Source organism: Glycocaulis abyssi (assembly GCF_041429775.1).
GTDB lineage: Bacteria > Pseudomonadota > Alphaproteobacteria > Caulobacterales > Maricaulaceae > Glycocaulis > Glycocaulis abyssi.
Window position 1 is genome coordinate 66,929 of the sequence record NZ_CP163422.1, and the last position, 18,426, is coordinate 85,354.

The window sequence follows — 18,426 nt, forward strand, 5'->3', positions numbered from 1 at the left end:
AGATTTATTCGTCGGGCAGTAAATTGGGAAGCACGACATTGAGATTTTCATTCGAGGAAATCTCGACTGGGAAACCCTCGCGAGCAAAAATCGGTGAATCGATCTCAACCTTTATTCTTAGCTCGCCGTTTGCAGACGTATTCGTGAGCTTGAACACCCCCGCACTCAATCCGATTGTACTTCTCGACAGGGCATTGAGTTCGTCCGCCGTTGTGGTTTCGGTCATACCCTGAAAAGCGGCGGATAATGCAGCGGCGAGTTTCGGGCGCAACACGCGGTTCTCAATCACCCCCCGAGACGGCGCGATGTGCGCTATCGCCTGGAGAACGTCCCGGTACTGTTTTTCGAGAGCGGCCGGATCCGAGCCTTCGAAGGTTGCAGCTTCGTTGGCCGCCGCCGCTGGCTTCGGACTCTCCACAGAGCGACTTGAGAAGTAATTCTCTATCGCTCCAGCACGTAGGAAGAAGCAGCCCATTTCTCCGAGCATTTCGAGGAGCACCTCGTAGCGTGACGACAGCATCTTGGCTTCGACACGGGCGGGTTCGCATAAGCTGGTGGGAGCGACGAGTATGAGCGCCAAGGCGAGCCGTTTCTCGCGAACATCGGCCGTCACTTCACCCGACCAGTCAGGGTATTCCATTATATGATTAGAGATGGCCGTCCTGAATTTCGTTATGAATGCACTCAGATCATTGCGCAGATCACCATCAAGCTCGGCGATGCTCCGTGCACCGCGTTTGGACGCGACGTCGTTTGCACCGGCCAAACCGCTAAAATGGTTCACTAATCCGTTATCGTCCGCGAGCGCATCCAGATCCGCCAGAACAGCCACTTGCTTTCCCATCAGGCGAAACAACTTGGCGACTTCCGGAAACTCTCCCTTACCCGTCACGGGCAGAACCTGAGCATTCCGCGCCAGAAGAGGCCAATCGAGACGATGTGCGAACTGCGTGACAATCGTCTCGTCGGAGGGGCCCTCGACCAGCAGAATGCGCTCTGCAAATACGGCCATACGATGCGTGGCGCCGAGCCTTCCTAAGAGCGCCTTCAGTTTGGCCCTCCGCAGCATCGGTTCATCAGCCGCGACCTGCGCCGGAGGCGTACTGACGTCGTTGAAGAAGGCATAGTTCGGCAGCTGCTGTTCAGATCGAAGCGCGAGCATCGCAGGTGCGTGGGTTGCGAAGATAACCAACTTCTTTCTCCGATCCGCAGGATCTCCAGCAACACGCTCCATTTCCTGCAGCAGAAAGGCCTGATGTTGGGGGTGAAGAGAGATTTCGGGTTCATCAATGATAAGCGCGCCGATCTCGTCATTATGGATCGCTGCAAGCAGCGCAACGAGCTGGAGAATTCCGCTTGCCTCGCTGTTGGCTGGATAGGAGCCGGCGCCACGGGTGGATGTGATCCGTGGAGACAGGCCGTCTTGAGACCAGGTGAGATCTATGCTGCGGTCAAATAATTGCTGAAGGCGCGCTTCGACTTTCAGTTTCAGGTCCGCACGAGCATCAAGCGCGAGCAAGTCGCCAGTAAGGCTTTCAATCTTCCACCAAGCATTGCGGTGACTTGAGTGCCCGACAGCAGCATCGCTGTTCATAATGTGATCCGGTCCAGCGGCATTCGACCGGTAAACTTCGAACGGACTGCTCCGTCCCGCCGACAAGAAGCGGACTTTGCGGTCATACATTTCAATTCGATTTGTGCCCTCCAAAGCGGTCTTTATGGCTCTGAGGGCGCGGGTTTTGCCGCTGCCGTTAGGGCCGACCAGAATCGTCAGCCCCGGACGGATATCGACGTGGCCGAACTCTTTCCCATCAACCCCTAGCAACATGGCTCCCAGCGGCCATGCGGGCGACTTTTCAACTTCATTCATATTCACCCCCTCCCCTTGCCTGAAAGCAAACGAAATCAACTTTCGCCCGCTACCGCCTTGTAGCCGTAAACATTAGATTTGATCGACAGTGAATCGCTCAGGCCTCGCCTTATGTGACGAAGGCCATACCCCTATCGCGTGACACTCCTCATTTCCCAAAATTCTTGCTGTTCGGAGTATGCGGCCGCTCGTCACCAACACCCCTCAATGAAAATCCCGGCTGTAGAAGAGCTTCTTCGCCTGCTCTCTCGGATGGCGCGCGCCTGAGCCATAGCGCAGCTGCCGGGCCCGCTGCAGTTCGGCGGTGACCTCTTCAGACAGGGGCGCGCGTTTCGGGCGTTTCGGGCCGTAGACGCCTTCGGGCCCCGGGCGCCTCGCCTCATCGGCATTGTCATGGGTCGGATCGATCGAGGCGCCTGCGCTTTCGGCGTCGCCGAGCGTGTCGAGCAGCCAGGAGCGGTCTTCGATGCGGGCGGCGACGAGATGGGTGACAATCCCCTCGCGCTGCAGCCGGCCGGTGATCTTCAGGAGCCGCCGGCCATCACGCTCTTGCGGTTTGCCTCGAATGTCTTCGGCCAGACGACGATGTTGGAGACGCCGGTATCGTCTTCGAGCGTCAGGAAGATCACCCCGCTCGCGGTGCCCGGGCGCTGCCGGGTGATGACAAGGCCCGCCACGGTGAGGCGCGCACCATCGGGCGCGTCCCGCAGGGATCCGGCGGCCGCGAACGCGCCGAGGTCGGGGCGGAGCAGACAGACCGGATGCGCGCGCAGGGTCAGGCGGGTGGCGACATAATCCTCGAATACCTCCTCGCGGTCCGACATCACCGGCAGGGGCGAGGCCCCCGCCACCATCCCCTCCCCCGTCTCCCGGAAGAGCGGCAGCGGTCGCTCGCCGCCGAGGCCTTTGACCGCCCAGAGCGCGTCGCGGCGGCTGAGGCCGTATTCGGCGAACGCATCGGCGCCGGCGAGCCGGGCGAGCGCGGCGCGCGCCAGCCCCGCCCGCCGCCACACCGCTTCGATCGAGCGGTAGCCATTGCCGCGGGCCGCGGCGATCCAGTGACCGTCCTCTTCGCTGAGCCCCTTGATCAGACGGAAGCCGAGGCGCACGGCGAGCGTGCCGTCGCCGGCGGGCTCGAGCACGCAGTCCCAATAGCTGTGCTCGGCGCAGACCGGGCGCACGGTCACGCCGTGGGCGCGCGCGTCCCGGACGATCTGGGCGGGGGCGTAGAAGCCCATGGGCTGGCTGTTCAGCAGCGCGGCGCAGAAGACTTCCGGATGATGGCATTTGAGCCAGGAGGAGGCGTAGACCAGCAGCGCGAAGCTCGCCGCATGGCTTTCGGGAAATCCGTAGCCGGAGAACCCTTCCAGCTGGCGGAAACAGGCTTCGGCGAAATCGCGGTCATAGCCATTGGCGAGGCAGCCGGCGATGAAGCGGCCCCGGAAGGCCTCCACTGAGCCCGGCCCGCGGAAACTGCCCAGCGCGCGGCGCAGCTGGTCGGCCTCGCTGGCCGTGAACCCGGCCGCGACGATGGCGATCTGCATCGCCTGTTCCTGGAAGAGCGGCACGCCGAGGGTCTTTTCCAGCACGGGCCGGAGCGCCTCGGACGGATAGACGACCGGGGCCTCGCCCCGGCGGCGCTTGATATAGGGGTGGACCATGTCGCCCTGGATGGGGCCGGGCCGGATGATCGCGACCTCGATGACGAGATCATAGAAGGTGCGCGGGCGCATGCGCGGCAGGAAGTTCATCTGGGCGCGGCTCTCGACCTGGAAGACGCCCAGCGTGTCGGCGACGCACAGCATGTCATAGACGGCCGGGTCATCCTGCGGGAGGGTGGCGAGCGTGTAGCGCTCGCCCTTCCAGAGCTGGAGGAGGTCGAAGGCCTTGCGGATGCAGCTCAGCATGCCGAGCGCGAGTACGTCGATCTTCAGCATGCCGACGGTGTCGATATCGTCCTTGTCCCATTCGATGATGGTGCGCTCGTCCATCGCCGCATTCTCGACCGGGCAGAGTTCATCAAGGCGCCCGCGCGTGATGACAAACCCGCCGACATGCTGGGAGAGGTGGCGCGGGAAGCCGATGATCTCTTTGGTCAGGGCGAGCGTCTGGCGCAGGCGTTCCTCGCCCGGATCGAGCCCGGCATCGCGTGCGCGCTCGCCCGCGATGCCGGCATTGGAGATGCCCCAGACCTGGCTGGAGAGGGCGGCGACGGCGTCATCGGAGAGACCCATCGCCTTGCCGACCTCACGGATGGCGGCGCGGCTGCGGAAGTGGATGACGGTCGAGCAGATCCCGGCGCGGTGGCGGCCGTATTTGTCATAGATGTGCTGGATGACTTCCTCGCGCCGCTCATGCTCGAAATCGACATCGATATCGGGCGGCTCATTGCGGGCCGCGGAGATGAAGCGTTCGAAGACCATGGAGATGGTTTCGGGCGAGGCCTCGGTGATGCCGAGGGCATAGCAGACGACGGAGTTGGCGGCCGAGCCGCGCCCCTGGCAGAGAATGTTCCGGGAGCGGGCGAAATCGACGATGTCATGGACGGTCAGGAAGTAGCGCGCATAGTCGAGTTGCTCGATGAGGGAGAATTCCTTCTCGACAAGGGCGCGCACCTTCAGCGGCTCGCCTTCGGGATAGCGCCGTTTCAGCCCGGCTTCGGTGAGCTGGCGGAGCCGGTCCAGCGGCGCGAGGCCGTCTGTGACCTCGTCAGGATATTCATAGCGCAGCTCATCCAGCGAGAAGCGGCAGAGCGCCGCGATCTCCCCGGCCCGGCTGACGGCGTCGGGATAATCACGAAAGAGCCGCCGCATCTCGAACTCGGACCGGAGCCGGCGCTCGCCATTGGGCAGGGCGCGCCGGCCGAGCCTGTCTATGGTGGTCTTCTCGCGGATGCAGGTCAGGATGTCGGCGAGCGCGCGGCGGGCGCTCGCATGCATCAGCGCGTCGCCGGTCGCCACCAGGGGCGCGCCGATCTCTTCGGCGAGCGCGGCGCGCGCGGCGAAGCGGGCCTTGTCCTCGCCATCATAGCGCGGCGCCATGCCAATATAGAGGCGCTCACCGAAGGCTTCGCGGAGCGCGCGCCCGGCCGGGGCCGCGTTCTCCTCGCCCGCCAGGATGAAGAGGCAGTCCTCGCCCCAGGCGAGGACGTCGGCGAGGGTGAGCTCGCAGCGGCCCTTGGCGGTGCGCCGCTTGCCGGTCGTCAGCAGGCGGCAGAGCCGGCCATAGCCGGCCCGGTTCATGGGATAGGCGAGCAGGTCCGGCCCGTCGGTCAGGACGAGGCGCACGCCGACGATGAAGCGCAGGCCCGATTCTTTCGCGGCGGCATGGCCGCGCACGATGCCGGCGAAGGTGTTGCGGTCGGTGATCGCCAGCCCCGCGAGGCCCAGCTCTCTGGCGCGCACGACGAGTTCTTCGGCATGGGAGGCGCCGGTCAGGAAGGTGAAATTGCTGGTGACGGCGAGTTCGGCATAGCTCATGGCAGCCACCCGGCCACATGCCAGCCGGCCGCCTCCCGGCCCGGATAGTGGACCAGCCAGAGGCGGGGCCCGGCGCGCGTCTGGACGCGCCAGTAATCGCGCAGCCGCCGGTCGCCCCCGCGCCACCATTCGGCGGCGAGGCGCTCGGGGCCTTCGGCGGCGGCGGTCTCATAGCGGGTGCGGCGCCATTCGAAGCTGAGCGGCGGGCGGCCGGGCGCCTCGACGCGCAGGGGCTCGGGCGGATCATAGAGCCGGACCGGGCGCAGGCGCGGCGCGCGCGTCCAGACCGGATCGCTGGCCTGGGTCATGGCTTCCACGGTGGTGTATTCGCGCTCGGGCAGATGGCTGTCGGCGGGCCGGAAGAGGCGCACCCGGTCATGGCCGAGCCGGTTGCCAAGTGTGGAGACGAGATCCGTCCAGCTCTGATCGATTTCGGCGACCCGGTCGAGACGCCGCTGGCGCGGATGCAGCGGCTCGACGAGGTCGGCGACCAGCCGGAATCCGTCCGCCCCGAAACCGATCGTGAGCTTGTCCAGAGGCGCGCGGAACTGCTGAACGACGGCGTCCGGGGCGGCGGTCGGACGGGCGAAGCCGACGCTCAGCCGGTGGTCGCCGGTGTCCACGCAGCGCACCGTCAGATGAAAGCGGCGCGCCCCGGCCCCGGCCGCTTCCAGCCGGGCGCAGACCGAAGCGGCGAGCCGGGCGAGCACGCCTTCGAGATCGGTGAGATGGCCGATGGGCTCCGGCAGGGTGGCGCGCGCGGCATAGACCGGCTCGGCCTGGGCGGCGACGACCGGATCGGGCGTGAAGCCCAGCGCGCGCTGCAGGGCGGTGGTCAGCTCCAGCCCGAAGCGCCGCGCGAGGTCTGCGGCGCGGATGTCATAGAGCTGGCCGATGGTCTGCAGCCCGGTCCGGCGCAGCGCGCCGGTCAGGGCCGCCGGCAGGCCGAGGGCGGCGAGCGGCAGGTCGCCCAGGGCCTCGCGCACGCCGCCTGGCGCGGCGATCGCCACCGGCCCCGGCGCGAACCGGGCCAGCGCGCGGCTTGCGCCTTTCGTGTCGGCGATGCCGGCGCGGGCGAGGATCTGCAGGTCTTCGAGACGGCTGAGGGCGGCGGTTGCCATCGCCTCCTCCCCGCCGAAAAGATGGGCGCAGCCGGTGATCTCGAGGATGAGGCCATCCGGCGGATCGAGGCCGACCACGGGCGAGAGGCTGTCGGCCCAGCGATGCAGGGCGCGCAGGAGCGCCTCCTCCCGGGCCGGATCGGCAGGCTCGGTCAGGAGTGCCGGACAGATGGCGCGCGCGTCGGTGAGCGACAGGCCCGGCGTCAAGCCGGCCTGGACCGCCGCTTCGGTGAGATGGGTGAGACGCAGGGCGTTCCGGATCTCGGCGACGATGGCGAAGGGGCCTGAGAGCCGGTCATCGCCAAGACGCGCGCGCCGATCAAGCGGAAGCTGCTTCAGCCAGAGGGCGAGCACGCGGCGCATTGTCATTCCCCGTCCATGTGGCCTGCCAGCTGCTGGCCGGGCCGCGCTTGTTCTTGAGGCAGGTCCAGGCCCAGCCGCCCTCGGGGCGGGCCTCGCAGCGCCAGCGGGTTTCTGCGGCCGAGGTCTGAGCCCGGCCGCGGATGAGCACGAGCCCGATGGCGCCGGACTCTTCGGCGGCGATCTGCAGGCGCCGGCTTTCCTTGAGGCCCGGCCCCTCCCTGAGTTCGAGGATAACCGTCGGCGCGCAGCGCGCCCTAAGCGCCTGCTCGGCGGCCCAGAGCTGTTCGGTGCGGTGAAGCCCCGTCACCAGGATGATCCGGGCGGGGTCGAGGAAAGCCTGCAGCCCCGTCGGCGCGAGCGCGGCGATCTCCCGCGCGCCCCCCACCCAGACTACCGGCCCCTGCCCCCGCGCGGCGGCGGCCAGCGCGAACATGTCGGCGCTGTCGCCGGTCAGCTCATGGGTGCGTCCTTTGGTGAGGCGAATGGGTCCGGCCAGCGCGACGGCGCCGTGATCGACGGGGCCATGTAGCCTGGCCGCGCGCACCGCCTGGTCGCGCCGGAGGGAGGGGTCTGGGATCATGTTCCTATTTTGTTCTGACGACAGCCGGAGTCAAGCGACGCTACGCCCGACGCGCTGCCGGCTTTGCACTGGCAGGGGCCGCATTCCGCATAAAAATACGAAACTTCTTCGATTCAGAAGATCGTCAAAAGCGCTTATATCCCTGACATAACTGACATTATTATCGACATATTCCCTATAATGTGCATGGATTTTCAACAATAATGCTTGCATACTCCAGCGATGGTGCCCATTTCGGAGCTGAGGAGAGCGTGCGATGACCGCCTTGAGCGCCCTGAAAAAGCGGCTTCGGCCCGGACAGGTTTACCGCCGCCAGGATCTGGCGCGCTGGTCGAACGCGGTCGATCGCCATCTCCGGCAGCTGGTCACGGAGGGCACGCTCGAAAAGGTTGGCGCTGGCCTTTACATGGCGCCCCGCCCCACCCGGTTCGGTCAGGCGCCCGCTGCGCCTGAGAAGCTCGTGTCCGGCTTCCTGCGCGACGACCGGTTCCTGATGGTCTCGCCAAACGCCTATAACAGTCTCGGGCTCGGCACGACGCAGCTCTACAATGAGCCTGTGGTCTATAACCGAAAGCGCCATGGGCGCTTCCAGCTGGACGGGCGCGCCTATGATTTCAGGGTCCGCCCTTCCTTTCCGAAGACGGTCACGCCGGAATTCCTGCTGGTCGACCTGCTCCACAATCTCGACCGGCTGCCCGAGGACAAGGCGGCGCTTCTGCCCAGAGCCCTGGAGCGCGCGCGTCGGCTCGACAGGGCCCGCCTCGCCCGCGTCGTGAACACGTATGGATCGGCCCGAGCCGCGCGTCTGCTCGAACCCGTGCTCGCCGAAGGCGTAGCGGCCTGATGTTCCTTCACGAGCTTCCGGACTTCGCAGACCTCATCGCGGTCACTGCTCGCAATGAACGGATCGATCCGGGTCTGGTCGAAAAAGACTATTGGATCATGCACTGCCTGTGGGGGCTGAACGCCGCGGGATACCGGTTCGAATTGAAGGGCGGAACATCCCTGTCGAAGGGCTATGGCCTCATTGACCGGTTCTCCGAAGACATCGATCTCCTGATCCACCCGGACACCGAGCTCCGCTACGGCCCCAACCACAGCAAGCCCTCCCATATCGCGGCGCGGCGCGCCTTTTTCGACCAGCTGGCGGAAGAAATCCGGATCCCAGGCATCATCGGCGTGGAGAGGGATTGCGAGTTCGATGATACCCCGACTTACCGCGGCGCGGGCATCCGCCTGCACTATCCGGCCGTCAACCCGCCACCGGAAGGCTTGAAGGCCGGCATTCTGCTGGAAGCGGGATTTGACCAGGTTGCGCCCAACCAGCCGAGACTGATTTCGTCCTGGGCATATGACCTTGCCGCCGCAAGCGGCCTCGATGACCTGACCGACAACCGCGCGGTCGACGTCCCCTGTTATGAACCGGGCTACACCTTCGTCGAGAAGCTCCAGACGATCTCGACCAAGCACCGGCTGCACGCTGAGACCGGCGAGATGCCCGCCAACTTCATGCGCCATTATTACGACGTCTACTGTCTGCTGGGAGATCCGGCGGTCACGGCCTTCATCGGCACCGAACCCTATCTGGCGCACAAGGCGAAACGCTTCCGCGAGGGAGACGAGCCGGACATCACACGAAACGACGCCTTCCGCCTGTCCGATGACGAGACCCGCGCGAGATACGCTGCCGCCTATGCAGCCACGCGCGGCCTGTACTACCGCGACCAGCCTTCGCTGGAGGCCATACTTGATCGCATCAGCGAATTTGGCGCCCGCTTGTGAGCTGCCAGCATCTCACATTCTGTGCGAAACCTGAGCGCCTCGAACTCACCGGTTCAACTTCGAATCTAAGTCCGCGCCATTCCAAGGTCATTTCTGAGCCTTAGCACGCTCGGTCGGCAGGCGCGGCTGGAGATCGAGCCCCCTCACGATCAGTCTAGGTCATAAACTCATAAACGGGATTCCGTTTTTGGCCGAAGCCTGATTCAACCTTCGCGAGGAGGATATGGATCATGGGCCGTCGCCGCTACGAGTTGACCGATTTCGAGTGGTGGATCATCGAACCCTTGCTGCCGAACAAGCCGCGCGGTGTGCCGCGTGTGGACGATCGCAAGGTGCTCAACGGGATTTACTGGCGCTTGCGCACCGGGTCGCCCTGGGCGGAAATCCCGGAGCGCTACGGTCCGGCGACGACCTGCTACAACCGCTTCGTCCGGTGGCGCAAGCTGGGCGTCTGGGATCGGATATTCGACGCGATCACAGCGGCTTACGACGGCGACATCCAGATGATCGACAGCTCGTCGATCCGCGTTCACCAGCACGGGGCGAACGCAAAAAAGGGGGCGCGGACGCCGCCGCCGGAGACACTCCTGACCCCCGATGCATGGGGCGCTCGCGGGGCGGGCTGACGACGAAAATCCATGCCCTCGTGGACGCCAACGGCCTGCCCGTCGCACTCAAGCTCACGCCCGGCCAGGCCCATGACGGACGCAGCGCCACCGATATGCTCGGCGGGATCGGCGAAGGCCAGATCCTGCTGGCCGACCGGGCCTATGACAGCGACGCCCTGCGCGACAGCCTAAAATCGCGTGGTGCATGGGGTTGCATCAAACCGGTCTCACGTCGCAAGAACCCGCCCAGCTTCAGCCCCTTCCTCTATCGCTACCGCAATCTCGTCGAACGCTTCTTCAGCAAGATCAAACACTTCCGGGCCATCGCAACGCGCTACGAAAAACACGCCGATAACTACCTTGCCCTCGTCAAACTCGCCGCTATCCAGATATGGCTCAGAAATTATGAGTCTGTGTCCTAGAGCGTTTTCGTCCTATTCCGGCTCATATCCGCATGCCTTGAAGTAGTTGGCGCATTCGGCGGGAGTGATGGCGTCGAGGGCTTGGGCGACGGCGTCGTGGAGCTCGGGGACGGTGCGCGCGGCGGCTTTGCGCAGCAGGGCCTTGAGCTTGGCGAAGGCGTTCTCGATCGGATTGAAGTCGGGGCTGTAGGGCGGCAGGTAAGCGACCCGTGCTCCGACCGCTTCGATGGCATCTCGCACGCCGGCGACCTTGTGGGCGGGCAGATTGTCCATGACCACGACGTCGCCGGGCTTGAGCTCCTTGACCAGCATGCCGCGCATCCAGGTCAGGAAGGTCTCCCCGTCCATGGCGCCGTCGACCAGGGCTGGAGCCGCCACGCTGTTTAGGCGCAGGCCGGCCACCAGAGTGATGGTCTTCCAGTGTCCGTGGGGAACCGGCGCCCGGCAGCGCTCGCCCCGCAGCGAGCGTCCGCGCAGACGGGCCATCTTGGTGGACACCCCGCTTTCATCGATGAAGACCAGGCGGGCGGGGTCCAGATCGGGCTGATGCTCGAACCACTTCAGCCGACGCTTGAACACGTCCTCGCGGCTCTGCTCGCTCGCGTGCGCGGTCTTTTTTTATACGTTAGGCCGCGCTTGCGCAGGAAGCTCCACAGCGTGCTCAGCTGAACGCGCACGCCATGGTCGGCGTCCAGACGCTCCACCATCTCCGCCAGCGTGATGTCGGGGCGGTCTTCGATCAGACCGAGCAGATACACCTCGTGCGGGTCCAGCCGGGACCGGCCCGGGTTGCCTCTCGGCCGCGCCGCAACGCTGCCCGTGCGCCGATACTGGCGCGCCCAGCGCCCCACCGTCGCCTCCCCGATGCACAGCCGCCGTCCGACCGCGCGCAGCGACAATCCCTCCTCGACAACAAGCCTCACGGCACGAAGCCGAAGATCCTCGCTCAACGTTCTCATGGCCGCCCTCCTCAAACAGGCGACACCCCATGAATCACGCTTCGCCGCTAAACGAAATCCCCGTCGAGTCAGAAACAGACGAAAACGCTCTAGGCCGAACCACTACACCTCTCCAACAGAGAAATACTATGACTTAAGCAATGATCGCCGCACATGAATAGGCCTATGTATGAAAGTGTAAATTTTGTGGGAAGGATATGGTGCTGTTCCTATATTTAGGAATAAATATAAGATCATTTATAAATTGGGAATCCCATGATCTCCAGTGCTGCGCGGATCGAGATATTCCCGCGAACCATGTCATGGGGCGGCATCTCGGGAGTGCAACCAAGCTCGCCGCACGGCACCACGCCGTGCTCTGCGCGAATGATGGCAGGAACAGCCGACACGCCAAATGCCTGAAACGGTCGAGGATCGATCATCAGACCGCCCGTCTCGTCCTCTTCAAAGAGATCCATAATCCGGGCCTGGGTCTGCTGCCAGTCGCCCCCATAGAAGCCCCGAATGACAATCGTGCCATTAAGTTCATCGGCTTCCCGCACCAGGCCGCGAAGCGCCTCATCTGGCATTCCGAGGCTCACGAGCACGTAAAGGACCGGACCTTCTAGCACTTCCGGCTCGAACATACCTTCGATATTGAGATCTCCACCAAACATCTCACCGACCGCTCCGGAACCCTGCCGCGCCAGATCCACGCTATCTGGGAATGCCCCGTCTTGCGCCTCACGGATCCGGTCAGCTGATGACATCAGCCGATCAGCAAATTCCAGGGCGCTCTCCCCCTGAGCATCCCGGGCCGCCTCTAGGCCGGAGCGCATACGCTCCACCGCCTCCAGATCAATCGGGCTTGCCGGTTCATCTCCAGCCAGCGCCAGAGCCAATCCCATGGTCAGAATGCACAGCAATTTCTTTTCCTCCAAAGCAGGAAGCCAACATCCTCACCCGTGGCCGGCCAAGTCCGGCCGGACTCATAGATGACGGTCGATACCCCCACACGCGGACACGTCCCCGGACCGCTTACATGAGGGTTGGGATTGACCAGCTGGAACCGGTATTGCTCGCGCGGCCAGATCGGAGCGAGCTGTCGTTGACACAGGGCAGCAGACCCCGACGTCCGATAAGCCAGCAGCTGACGATGCATCTTGTAGACCATACGTTCCGCCGCCAGGGCTGCACCCTGCACGCGTGTCGCATCCCTCTGGATATTGCCGTTCATCGGGTAGATCGACCCATGGCACCCGGCGCACCAATACATGCCGGGCACGTTGCGACCCGTAGTCGTGACCGTGGCACAATCGGCCACGCACGCCGCCTGCGCCAGAAGATTGCCGAACAGGATGCTTTCCGGGTGGATGAGATAGCTCAGCTCGTCATCCTGCCAGAGCGGATCCAGCTCTGAGATATAGGCGATATCAAACTGCCCGCGCTCCAGGCAGGCCGCGTCTGCCAGCAATTCCAGCCAGTAGAAGAGCGGGTAGACATAGTAATGGACGTGATACTGACCTCCAGACCACCGCCCATCGATGAAGGTGCGGCCCTTGTCTCCAATGTCGAAGCCCGGATCCAGCCGGATCCCGCCCAGATTCACAAAGCACCAAGGCCGCTTGGACACATCGAGAAGCCGGATCGGCTCCCAGAAACCTACCGCTATCCCCATGCGCACGAATGGCGGCGTCGGCATCGAGCACAGGCAGATCGGCAAAGTCGGATTATCGGTATCGGGCGCATTTCCGCTCAACGACACCTGCAGCCCGCCGACACTGAGAGGAAACATGCAGTCCCAGCAGATATCCCCGATAGGATTGACGAAGCCGCCCTCACACCGGCTTTGTGCATGGCTGGCCCCTGCGCCGGTCAAACCGATCACGAGGCTTGTCATCAATACAGCCAGCCAACGCCTCGTCATGGCATGCCTCCGTCAATCACCCGCCATTCAGCGCGCCCATACTGGCGCACCCTCACCAGGCGGCCTTCCTGTTCGATAGAGGCGGGCACGGCCGTAATTCCGAACCGGTTCGTCAGCACCCCCTCCTGATCGAAGAAGAAGCGCCTCTGATGGCGCTCCATGAGATCTAAAGGCTCTCCGTTCACGAGGATCAGCGACACCAGACCCTCGCGATTGCGGTAGCGTTCCAGCCCGAAGCGAACCTGGTCTTCATCATCACCATCAATGAACACATAGCTGCGCGTCAGCGTTATCGTATCGAGCGGATTGACCTCCTGGCCGGCATGGGCAAACGCAACGCCTTCATGGTTCACGATGTCTTCCTCCACTACGATCGTCGGGTCGTAGAGCCAGCTTTCGCTCTCTTCCGCGTGAAGGATTCCTCTCACGGCCGGAGGACGACGAACCCGCGCTTCCGCGCGTTCGGCCGCCTGCTCGTTAAATGCGTCAATGCGGCCGTCGGCCTCCATTCGGGCCAGCCGCTCCGCGATCCACTCCAACAGATCCGGCTCCACGATCTCCCAGGTCTCCCCGTACACGCCATGGTCCTCGTTCACCGCAACACCGGCCAAGGCCCACGCACAAACCACTCCCATTAGACCGGCTCCCATCACGCCACCTTCTTCTGCTGGCCAAGGTTCTCGATAGCGCGTTCGAGCAAGCGACTTTCTTGCAGCCGGTTCGGCTTTACCCGCACAAGCGGGATGCGAGCCTGCCCGAATACGTCATTGATCAGCTCGTCGCGCACGCGCCGTTCGGGACGGTCATGGCTGCTATCGTCGACTTCGACCGCAAAAGCAGCTTCACCCTGCTGATCAAGAACCACAAAATCGACATGCTTCTGTGCCAGCTGGCTGAATACGCGCCACCAGGTTTTCTGACTGCCTGCTCTCATCCTGATCCGGATCAGATCCGCGACACGCACTTTGGGGGCGACGAACCCATTTCGGCCGACGCGGCGTGTCAGCCAGAAAAAAGCCCGCCGTTCGGCAGGGCTCAAAAACATGTCAACGCGCTCGTAGGCATACGTCGACACGCGCAGGCCAAGCCAGCCAGCCCGAGCGGCAACCACAATCAACACCGCGAGTATCCCGAGAACGATCCACAGGGGTTGCTCCGCCAGTCCTAGCAGCATGTCCATTTGCACCTCACAGAACAGGTATCGCGCGGCCTTCAATCGTCTCCACGGCGATCAATCCGATCTCGGCATACCGGCTGTCATACGAGTCCAGCGCGTCCGTGACCGCGAAAACATAACCTTCGGGAATGATGCCAGGCGCTATCGGCTCAAGCCCCCTGCCCTCGCGGCTTTCGTTGAGCGCGACACCGGACCAGTCTCCAGCGACGCTGACGCGCCGCCCCTCGACCTCGATCCGATCGCCCGCCACACCCACGATCCGCTTCACAAACAGACCGTGATAAGCCGCCGTCTCCGGCGCGGGGAACACGGCCAGCTCACCGCGCCCCGGTAGCTCGCCCCGATCCACGATGAATGCCCAATGTGGCAAGCTCTCCGACAGATTAAGGCCGGCATACCAGCGTGGCTGAACGTTCAGCATCACGACAAACACGCAGCCAATCGCGACGACGCCGCCTAACCTGCCGATCATCGCCCAGGACAGGTTCATCACTCCGCCCTTTGCCTCGCAGCGCCGATCTCGCGCATTGTCTCGCGATGCACCCAGCCGGTTATGTCGGTCATACGATCGCCCCGGCCGACGACCGCTTCCGAAGCGATGACGACCGTGCCGGTCCGGGACGAAAACTCCTGGGTGAGCATATGGGCCGTCACCAGATAGCGATCGGTCATCCCTTCCAGTTCACTCGACGGCACCAGCTCCACGATCTCACTGGCGAAGAGGGACGCCAGCTGTTCATAGGACACCATCACCATTTCGTCCTGCTTCTGGCGGCTCTCATGGAGCGCCAGCAGGCTAAGTCCGGTTGAAATGATGATCGCTCCGCACAGAGCCAGATCACCGATGTTTATCCCGCCGAACGCCCGGCGAATCCCTGCCAGAAGGCCCCTGCCCTCTTGGCCGATTTCTATGCTTGATTCAGCCATTGCGGCCTTCCTTTCCAACGTAGTGCGACAACGATCCCCAGCCATACGCACCAGACCGGCACAGCCACGCCAAGGAACGCCAGGCGAGCGCCTTCTTCAGCGCGCGCGAAGTGGGTGAGGAAACTTCCGAGGAGGCCAGACGCGAGTACCAGATTGCCGCCCGTTACCAGCAGCAGCAGCACAATCTGTCCGCCATAAGTCAGGGCGATACATTCCACGGCCCAAACCAGCTGGACCACGACCCGACGCAAGAGGGAGATCGCGCCCATCGGCTATCCCTTCATCGCCAGCTCAGCCACGACCTCAGCCAGATCGCGGCCAGCCTCAACGCCGGCGCGGATTCGCGCATAATCGGCAGGGCTGGAAGAGAAAGCTTTCGCTGTGAACGGATCGAGCGTTAGCCGGGCCACAAGCTTCGTGCCTGGTCCGGTTATGAGCATTTCGGAGAACTCGCCGCGGCTCATCTTGAGTGTCTTGATCGTACCGAGCGTGGCGTCGTCCATCGAAAGACGCTTGGAGGAGCGAAGGCCCTCCGCCTCTTCCTCACTGATGCGCAGCAGGATCCGCCAGGCGCTATTCTCGAACGCAGCGCGAGATCCATCATTCGCGTAGTAGTCATTGACCGACTGCGTGCCGGTCACGAGCGAACCACCTTCCTTGCGCGCACGACGGGCAAAGCCCTCGATAAACCGGGCCGCAGGCCCGCCGCCCAGCATCTGCCAGGCCTCATCGATGAACACCATCTTGCGCTGGCCGCGCCCGCCAATCTTCATACGCTGATCGACCTGGAAGAGCAGGCACAGGATGATAACCCCGCGCAGCTCCTTCATGCTCTCCAGATCCGAAAGCTCGTACACCGTGAACGGGTTGTGTGTGGTCAGCGATGCTTGTCCGTTGAAGAACTCCTTGTACCGGCCGACACCGTAAGGACTCATGCCCTGCGCAATGAGGTCGGCCGTTGGTGTTTTCATCTTCAGCAAAATCTGGCGAACATCTTCGACTGAGCCCTTGCGGCCCTTCTTCTTCCAGACCGTGCCAACTGCCTCGTCGATTACACCCAGCTCATCTCTCGAAGCGCCTTCCTCTCCGAAAGCCATCAACTCGATCACCTGGACAATGGAATCGAGTGCCTGAAGCCGGTCGTCATGGCTGGTCAGCGCTTTTTCGCTAACGAGTGAGAACGGATTGACGCAAATCGCTTTGTCGGCCCGGAAGACAACATGCTCACCACCGAGCAAATGGCACATCGTCTCGAAAGACCGGCCATCATCGACCACAATCGCATGATAGCCAGCCGCCAGCCCGTCCGCGCAAAGCGACTGCATGAAAACCGATTTGCCCGAGCCGGACTCGCCCGTCACGGCCACATTATGGTTGCCCTCGCCCTCATTCTGGAACTGAGACCAGAACAGAGGCTGACCAAGCCTGGTCATAAGCATCATGTGCGGATGGCCAAAACTCTTCGGCTGCCCCTGCAGCGGCGCAAGCGCCGGCATGTGGCGGGTGAGACCCGTCCTCAGCAGGCGCATATTCTCCAGATCGGTCGAGAAATTGTCTCCATATCCCATCGGGAGCTGCGTCAGCATCGAGATCAGGTGGGCGCTATCATTACGCTCCAGATCCCACCCACGCGTCCGGTAGAGATTGCGCAGATTGCGCTCGGCTTCCTCGCCTGCCCCGTGCGGGCATTGCACCATGATCTGGTAACAGAACCGCACCAGCCGGGCGCCATCTTGTACCTCGGTATTGGCAGCTTGCCACTCGCGCGCCTTTTCAAGCACGGCCGGAAAGAACTTCGCCACCGGCGAGCTGAACTGCCTGCCTGCCTTCGCAGCACTCAGGCCTGCCTTCGACTGGCTTTTCTCCCGGCTAAGATACGTGATCTGCAAGGTCTTCCAGACCGACCCGGACAGCCGCATCGTATCTTGCGACCAGTCGCCAAGAAGCGAGGCCATCATGGACTGGCTGGACTCGTGCGGAAGGCGGGATACCGAGAAGGTCCGCACCTCATTGCGCGACTGCATCAGCTGGCGCGCACGAAGCGTCCCCTTCAGATACGAATGCACCCCGTAGCCTGTATTCTCCAGCTCCAGGCGGGGCTTGAACACTTCAATCGAGCTATCGCTGCGTACCATCTGGTCGCAGACCCAGCTTTGCGGGTCGTATTCAACCTCCGGATTGCACGTGTCGCGACCCATATTCAGCCACCCTGAAACAAGCGAAATCACACCGCTCGCGTTCAGGCTTTCCGCCGGATGACCCAGCGTGTCGAAGCTCTTCTGGACCCTCTCCCTCAGCTCAATCAGGCTCGCAATCGCACGTGTCGCATTTGTCTTCGGCATCGAGGCCGAAACAAACACCCTAAAATCTCTGGCATGATATGGCCCGCTGCGAGAACCGCTCTTCCAGATCATATCCTTGAAATAGTCGGCGCGCTGCCGGCCGATCGTCTCCATCACGCCGCCGCGCTTCACACGGGGGCCCGCCCATTTTTCGAGAATCGTCCCGACATAGGGCGACGAGTAAGACGAAATCTGAACATGCACTTCATCGGGCATCGCCTCTTCGAGCACGCCCTGGATAATGGATTCAGTTTGGGTGTCCCCGCCCGTCAGGGGCCAGACTTCCAACACCCAGCCAAACGAATGAAGGTTCTCGAATATCCGGTTCTCTTCGTCATAAGTGCGGTACGGCAGATAGCCCGCTATCGAGCTGGCACGTGCGTGATAGCGGGCCCGATCAGACGGAATACGGTCGCCCAGCAGGTACTCGCTGGCAGCATCGAGCGCCGGACCTACGCCAATACGGTCCAGCAATCCGTCGAGTTTGTCGAACGCCGCGCCCAGCATCTAGCGCTCCCGGCCAGGAGCGCGCGCACTGGCAGGTGCCGCCCACTGCTCGTCGCCGTAAGGGGCGAAAATCGTCGTGCCGGCATGATACCGCCCGTCGCCATCAACCCACGGGGCGAGCGTCACCCGCAAAATCTGGCGGCCATAGAGAGTCGGCCGGTCTGGCGCATTCGATACCAGCGGCCCATGCGGCCCGACATGGATCCTGCCCGCACTGACCTCGTGAACATCGATGTCATTGCTCGCGATATCCGCGCACGTGCTGTTGCCGAGCGCCCGGCAGCTCCATTCGCCCGAAACGGACGAGCCGCGAAACGTGCTGCAGCCTGTCACCAGACCCGCTGCAACAATGACACTCAATACATGACCAAGCTTCATCGCCC

The 18,426-nt window shown here is 63.3% G+C and carries 16 protein-coding genes and 1 pseudogene; 3 read left to right on the forward strand and 14 right to left on the reverse strand.

Translation table 11 applies throughout. The features are described 5' to 3' along the window. Positions 1-4 precede the first annotated feature (4 nt). The 4 genes and pseudogenes from AB6B38_RS14325 to AB6B38_RS14340 form a co-directional block, all read right to left on the reverse strand. Positions 5-1,870, reverse strand: a complete 1,866-nt coding sequence (locus tag AB6B38_RS14325; protein WP_371395244.1) for an ATP-dependent endonuclease — start codon at positions 1,868-1,870, stop codon at positions 5-7. Positions 1,871-2,074: 204 nt separating this feature from the next. Beyond that, a pseudogene (locus tag AB6B38_RS14330) lies at positions 2,075-5,349 on the reverse strand (error-prone DNA polymerase). Beyond that, positions 5,346-6,833: a DNA polymerase Y family protein gene (locus tag AB6B38_RS14335; protein ID WP_371395245.1), complete on the reverse strand. Its 1,488-nt coding sequence runs from the start codon at positions 6,831-6,833 to the stop codon at positions 5,346-5,348. The pseudogene AB6B38_RS14330 and the gene AB6B38_RS14335 overlap by 4 nt, the downstream one beginning before the upstream one ends. Continuing rightward, positions 6,790-7,413, reverse strand: coding sequence for an ImuA family protein (locus tag AB6B38_RS14340; RefSeq protein WP_371395246.1), 624 nt, complete (start codon positions 7,411-7,413; stop codon positions 6,790-6,792). The genes AB6B38_RS14335 and AB6B38_RS14340 overlap by 44 nt, the downstream gene beginning before the upstream one ends. A gap of 256 nt (positions 7,414-7,669) precedes the next feature. Between AB6B38_RS14340 and AB6B38_RS14345 the strand changes: the two genes are divergently transcribed. From AB6B38_RS14345 to AB6B38_RS14355, 3 genes are all read left to right on the forward strand, one after another. Next, entirely contained in the window at positions 7,670-8,257 is a 588-nt protein-coding gene (locus AB6B38_RS14345; protein WP_371395247.1) for a hypothetical protein, read from the forward strand. After that, positions 8,257-9,195, forward strand: coding sequence for a nucleotidyl transferase AbiEii/AbiGii toxin family protein (locus AB6B38_RS14350; RefSeq protein WP_371395248.1), 939 nt, complete (start codon positions 8,257-8,259; stop codon positions 9,193-9,195). Before AB6B38_RS14345 ends, AB6B38_RS14350 begins: the two co-directional genes overlap by 1 nt. Positions 9,196-9,425: 230 nt before the next feature. Further along, positions 9,426-10,225 (forward strand): IS5 family transposase gene (locus tag AB6B38_RS14355; protein WP_371392684.1). Its coding sequence is split into 2 segments (ribosomal slippage): positions 9,426-9,761 and positions 9,764-10,225, totalling 798 coding nucleotides; the frame shifts between segments, so codons are not numbered across the junction. A gap of 12 nt (positions 10,226-10,237) precedes the next feature. Here the strand turns inward: AB6B38_RS14355 and AB6B38_RS14360 are convergent. The 10 genes from AB6B38_RS14360 to AB6B38_RS14405 all read right to left on the reverse strand — a co-directional run bounded on the left by AB6B38_RS14360 (position 10,238) and on the right by AB6B38_RS14405 (position 18,421). Further along, positions 10,238-11,184 (reverse strand): IS630 family transposase gene (locus tag AB6B38_RS14360; RefSeq protein WP_371395249.1). Its coding sequence is split into 2 segments (ribosomal slippage): positions 10,238-10,845 and positions 10,845-11,184, totalling 948 coding nucleotides; the frame shifts between segments, so codons are not numbered across the junction. A gap of 233 nt (positions 11,185-11,417) precedes the next feature. Beyond that, positions 11,418-12,104, reverse strand: a complete 687-nt coding sequence (gene trbC / locus AB6B38_RS14365; protein WP_371395250.1) for a type-F conjugative transfer system pilin assembly protein TrbC — start codon at positions 12,102-12,104, stop codon at positions 11,418-11,420. Next, positions 12,074-13,090 carry a conjugal transfer pilus assembly protein TraU gene (gene traU / locus AB6B38_RS14370; RefSeq protein ID WP_371395251.1) on the reverse strand — a complete coding sequence of 339 codons (1,017 nt, stop codon included), beginning with the start codon at positions 13,088-13,090 and terminating at the stop codon, positions 12,074-12,076. The genes trbC and traU overlap by 31 nt, the downstream gene beginning before the upstream one ends. Beyond that, positions 13,087-13,725, reverse strand: a complete 639-nt coding sequence (traW, locus tag AB6B38_RS14375) for a type-F conjugative transfer system protein TraW (protein ID WP_371395252.1) — start codon at positions 13,723-13,725, stop codon at positions 13,087-13,089. Before traW ends, traU begins: the two co-directional genes overlap by 4 nt. A gap of 14 nt (positions 13,726-13,739) precedes the next feature. Then, the gene (locus AB6B38_RS14380) at positions 13,740-14,270 is read right to left on the reverse strand and encodes a DUF2726 domain-containing protein (RefSeq protein ID WP_371395253.1); all 531 of its coding nucleotides are present in this window, start codon (positions 14,268-14,270) and stop codon (positions 13,740-13,742) included. 7 nt (positions 14,271-14,277) lie between these two features. Further along, on the reverse strand, positions 14,278-14,757 hold the full coding sequence (locus tag AB6B38_RS14385; protein ID WP_371395254.1) for a S26 family signal peptidase: 480 nt from the start codon (positions 14,755-14,757) through the stop codon (positions 14,278-14,280). After that, positions 14,757-15,194: a hypothetical protein gene (locus AB6B38_RS14390; protein WP_371395255.1), complete on the reverse strand. Its 438-nt coding sequence runs from the start codon at positions 15,192-15,194 to the stop codon at positions 14,757-14,759. The genes AB6B38_RS14385 and AB6B38_RS14390 overlap by 1 nt, the downstream gene beginning before the upstream one ends. After that, positions 15,176-15,463 (reverse strand): hypothetical protein, encoded by a 288-nt coding sequence (locus AB6B38_RS14395; RefSeq protein ID WP_371395256.1) that lies wholly within the window; start codon positions 15,461-15,463, stop codon positions 15,176-15,178. The genes AB6B38_RS14390 and AB6B38_RS14395 overlap by 19 nt, the downstream gene beginning before the upstream one ends. A 3-nt stretch (positions 15,464-15,466) precedes the next feature. Then, the gene (gene traC / locus AB6B38_RS14400) at positions 15,467-18,043 is read right to left on the reverse strand and encodes a type IV secretion system protein TraC (protein WP_371395257.1); all 2,577 of its coding nucleotides are present in this window, start codon (positions 18,041-18,043) and stop codon (positions 15,467-15,469) included. Then, positions 18,044-18,421, reverse strand: coding sequence for a hypothetical protein (locus AB6B38_RS14405; RefSeq protein ID WP_371395258.1), 378 nt, complete (start codon positions 18,419-18,421; stop codon positions 18,044-18,046). Between the last annotated feature and the right edge of the window lie 5 nt (positions 18,422-18,426).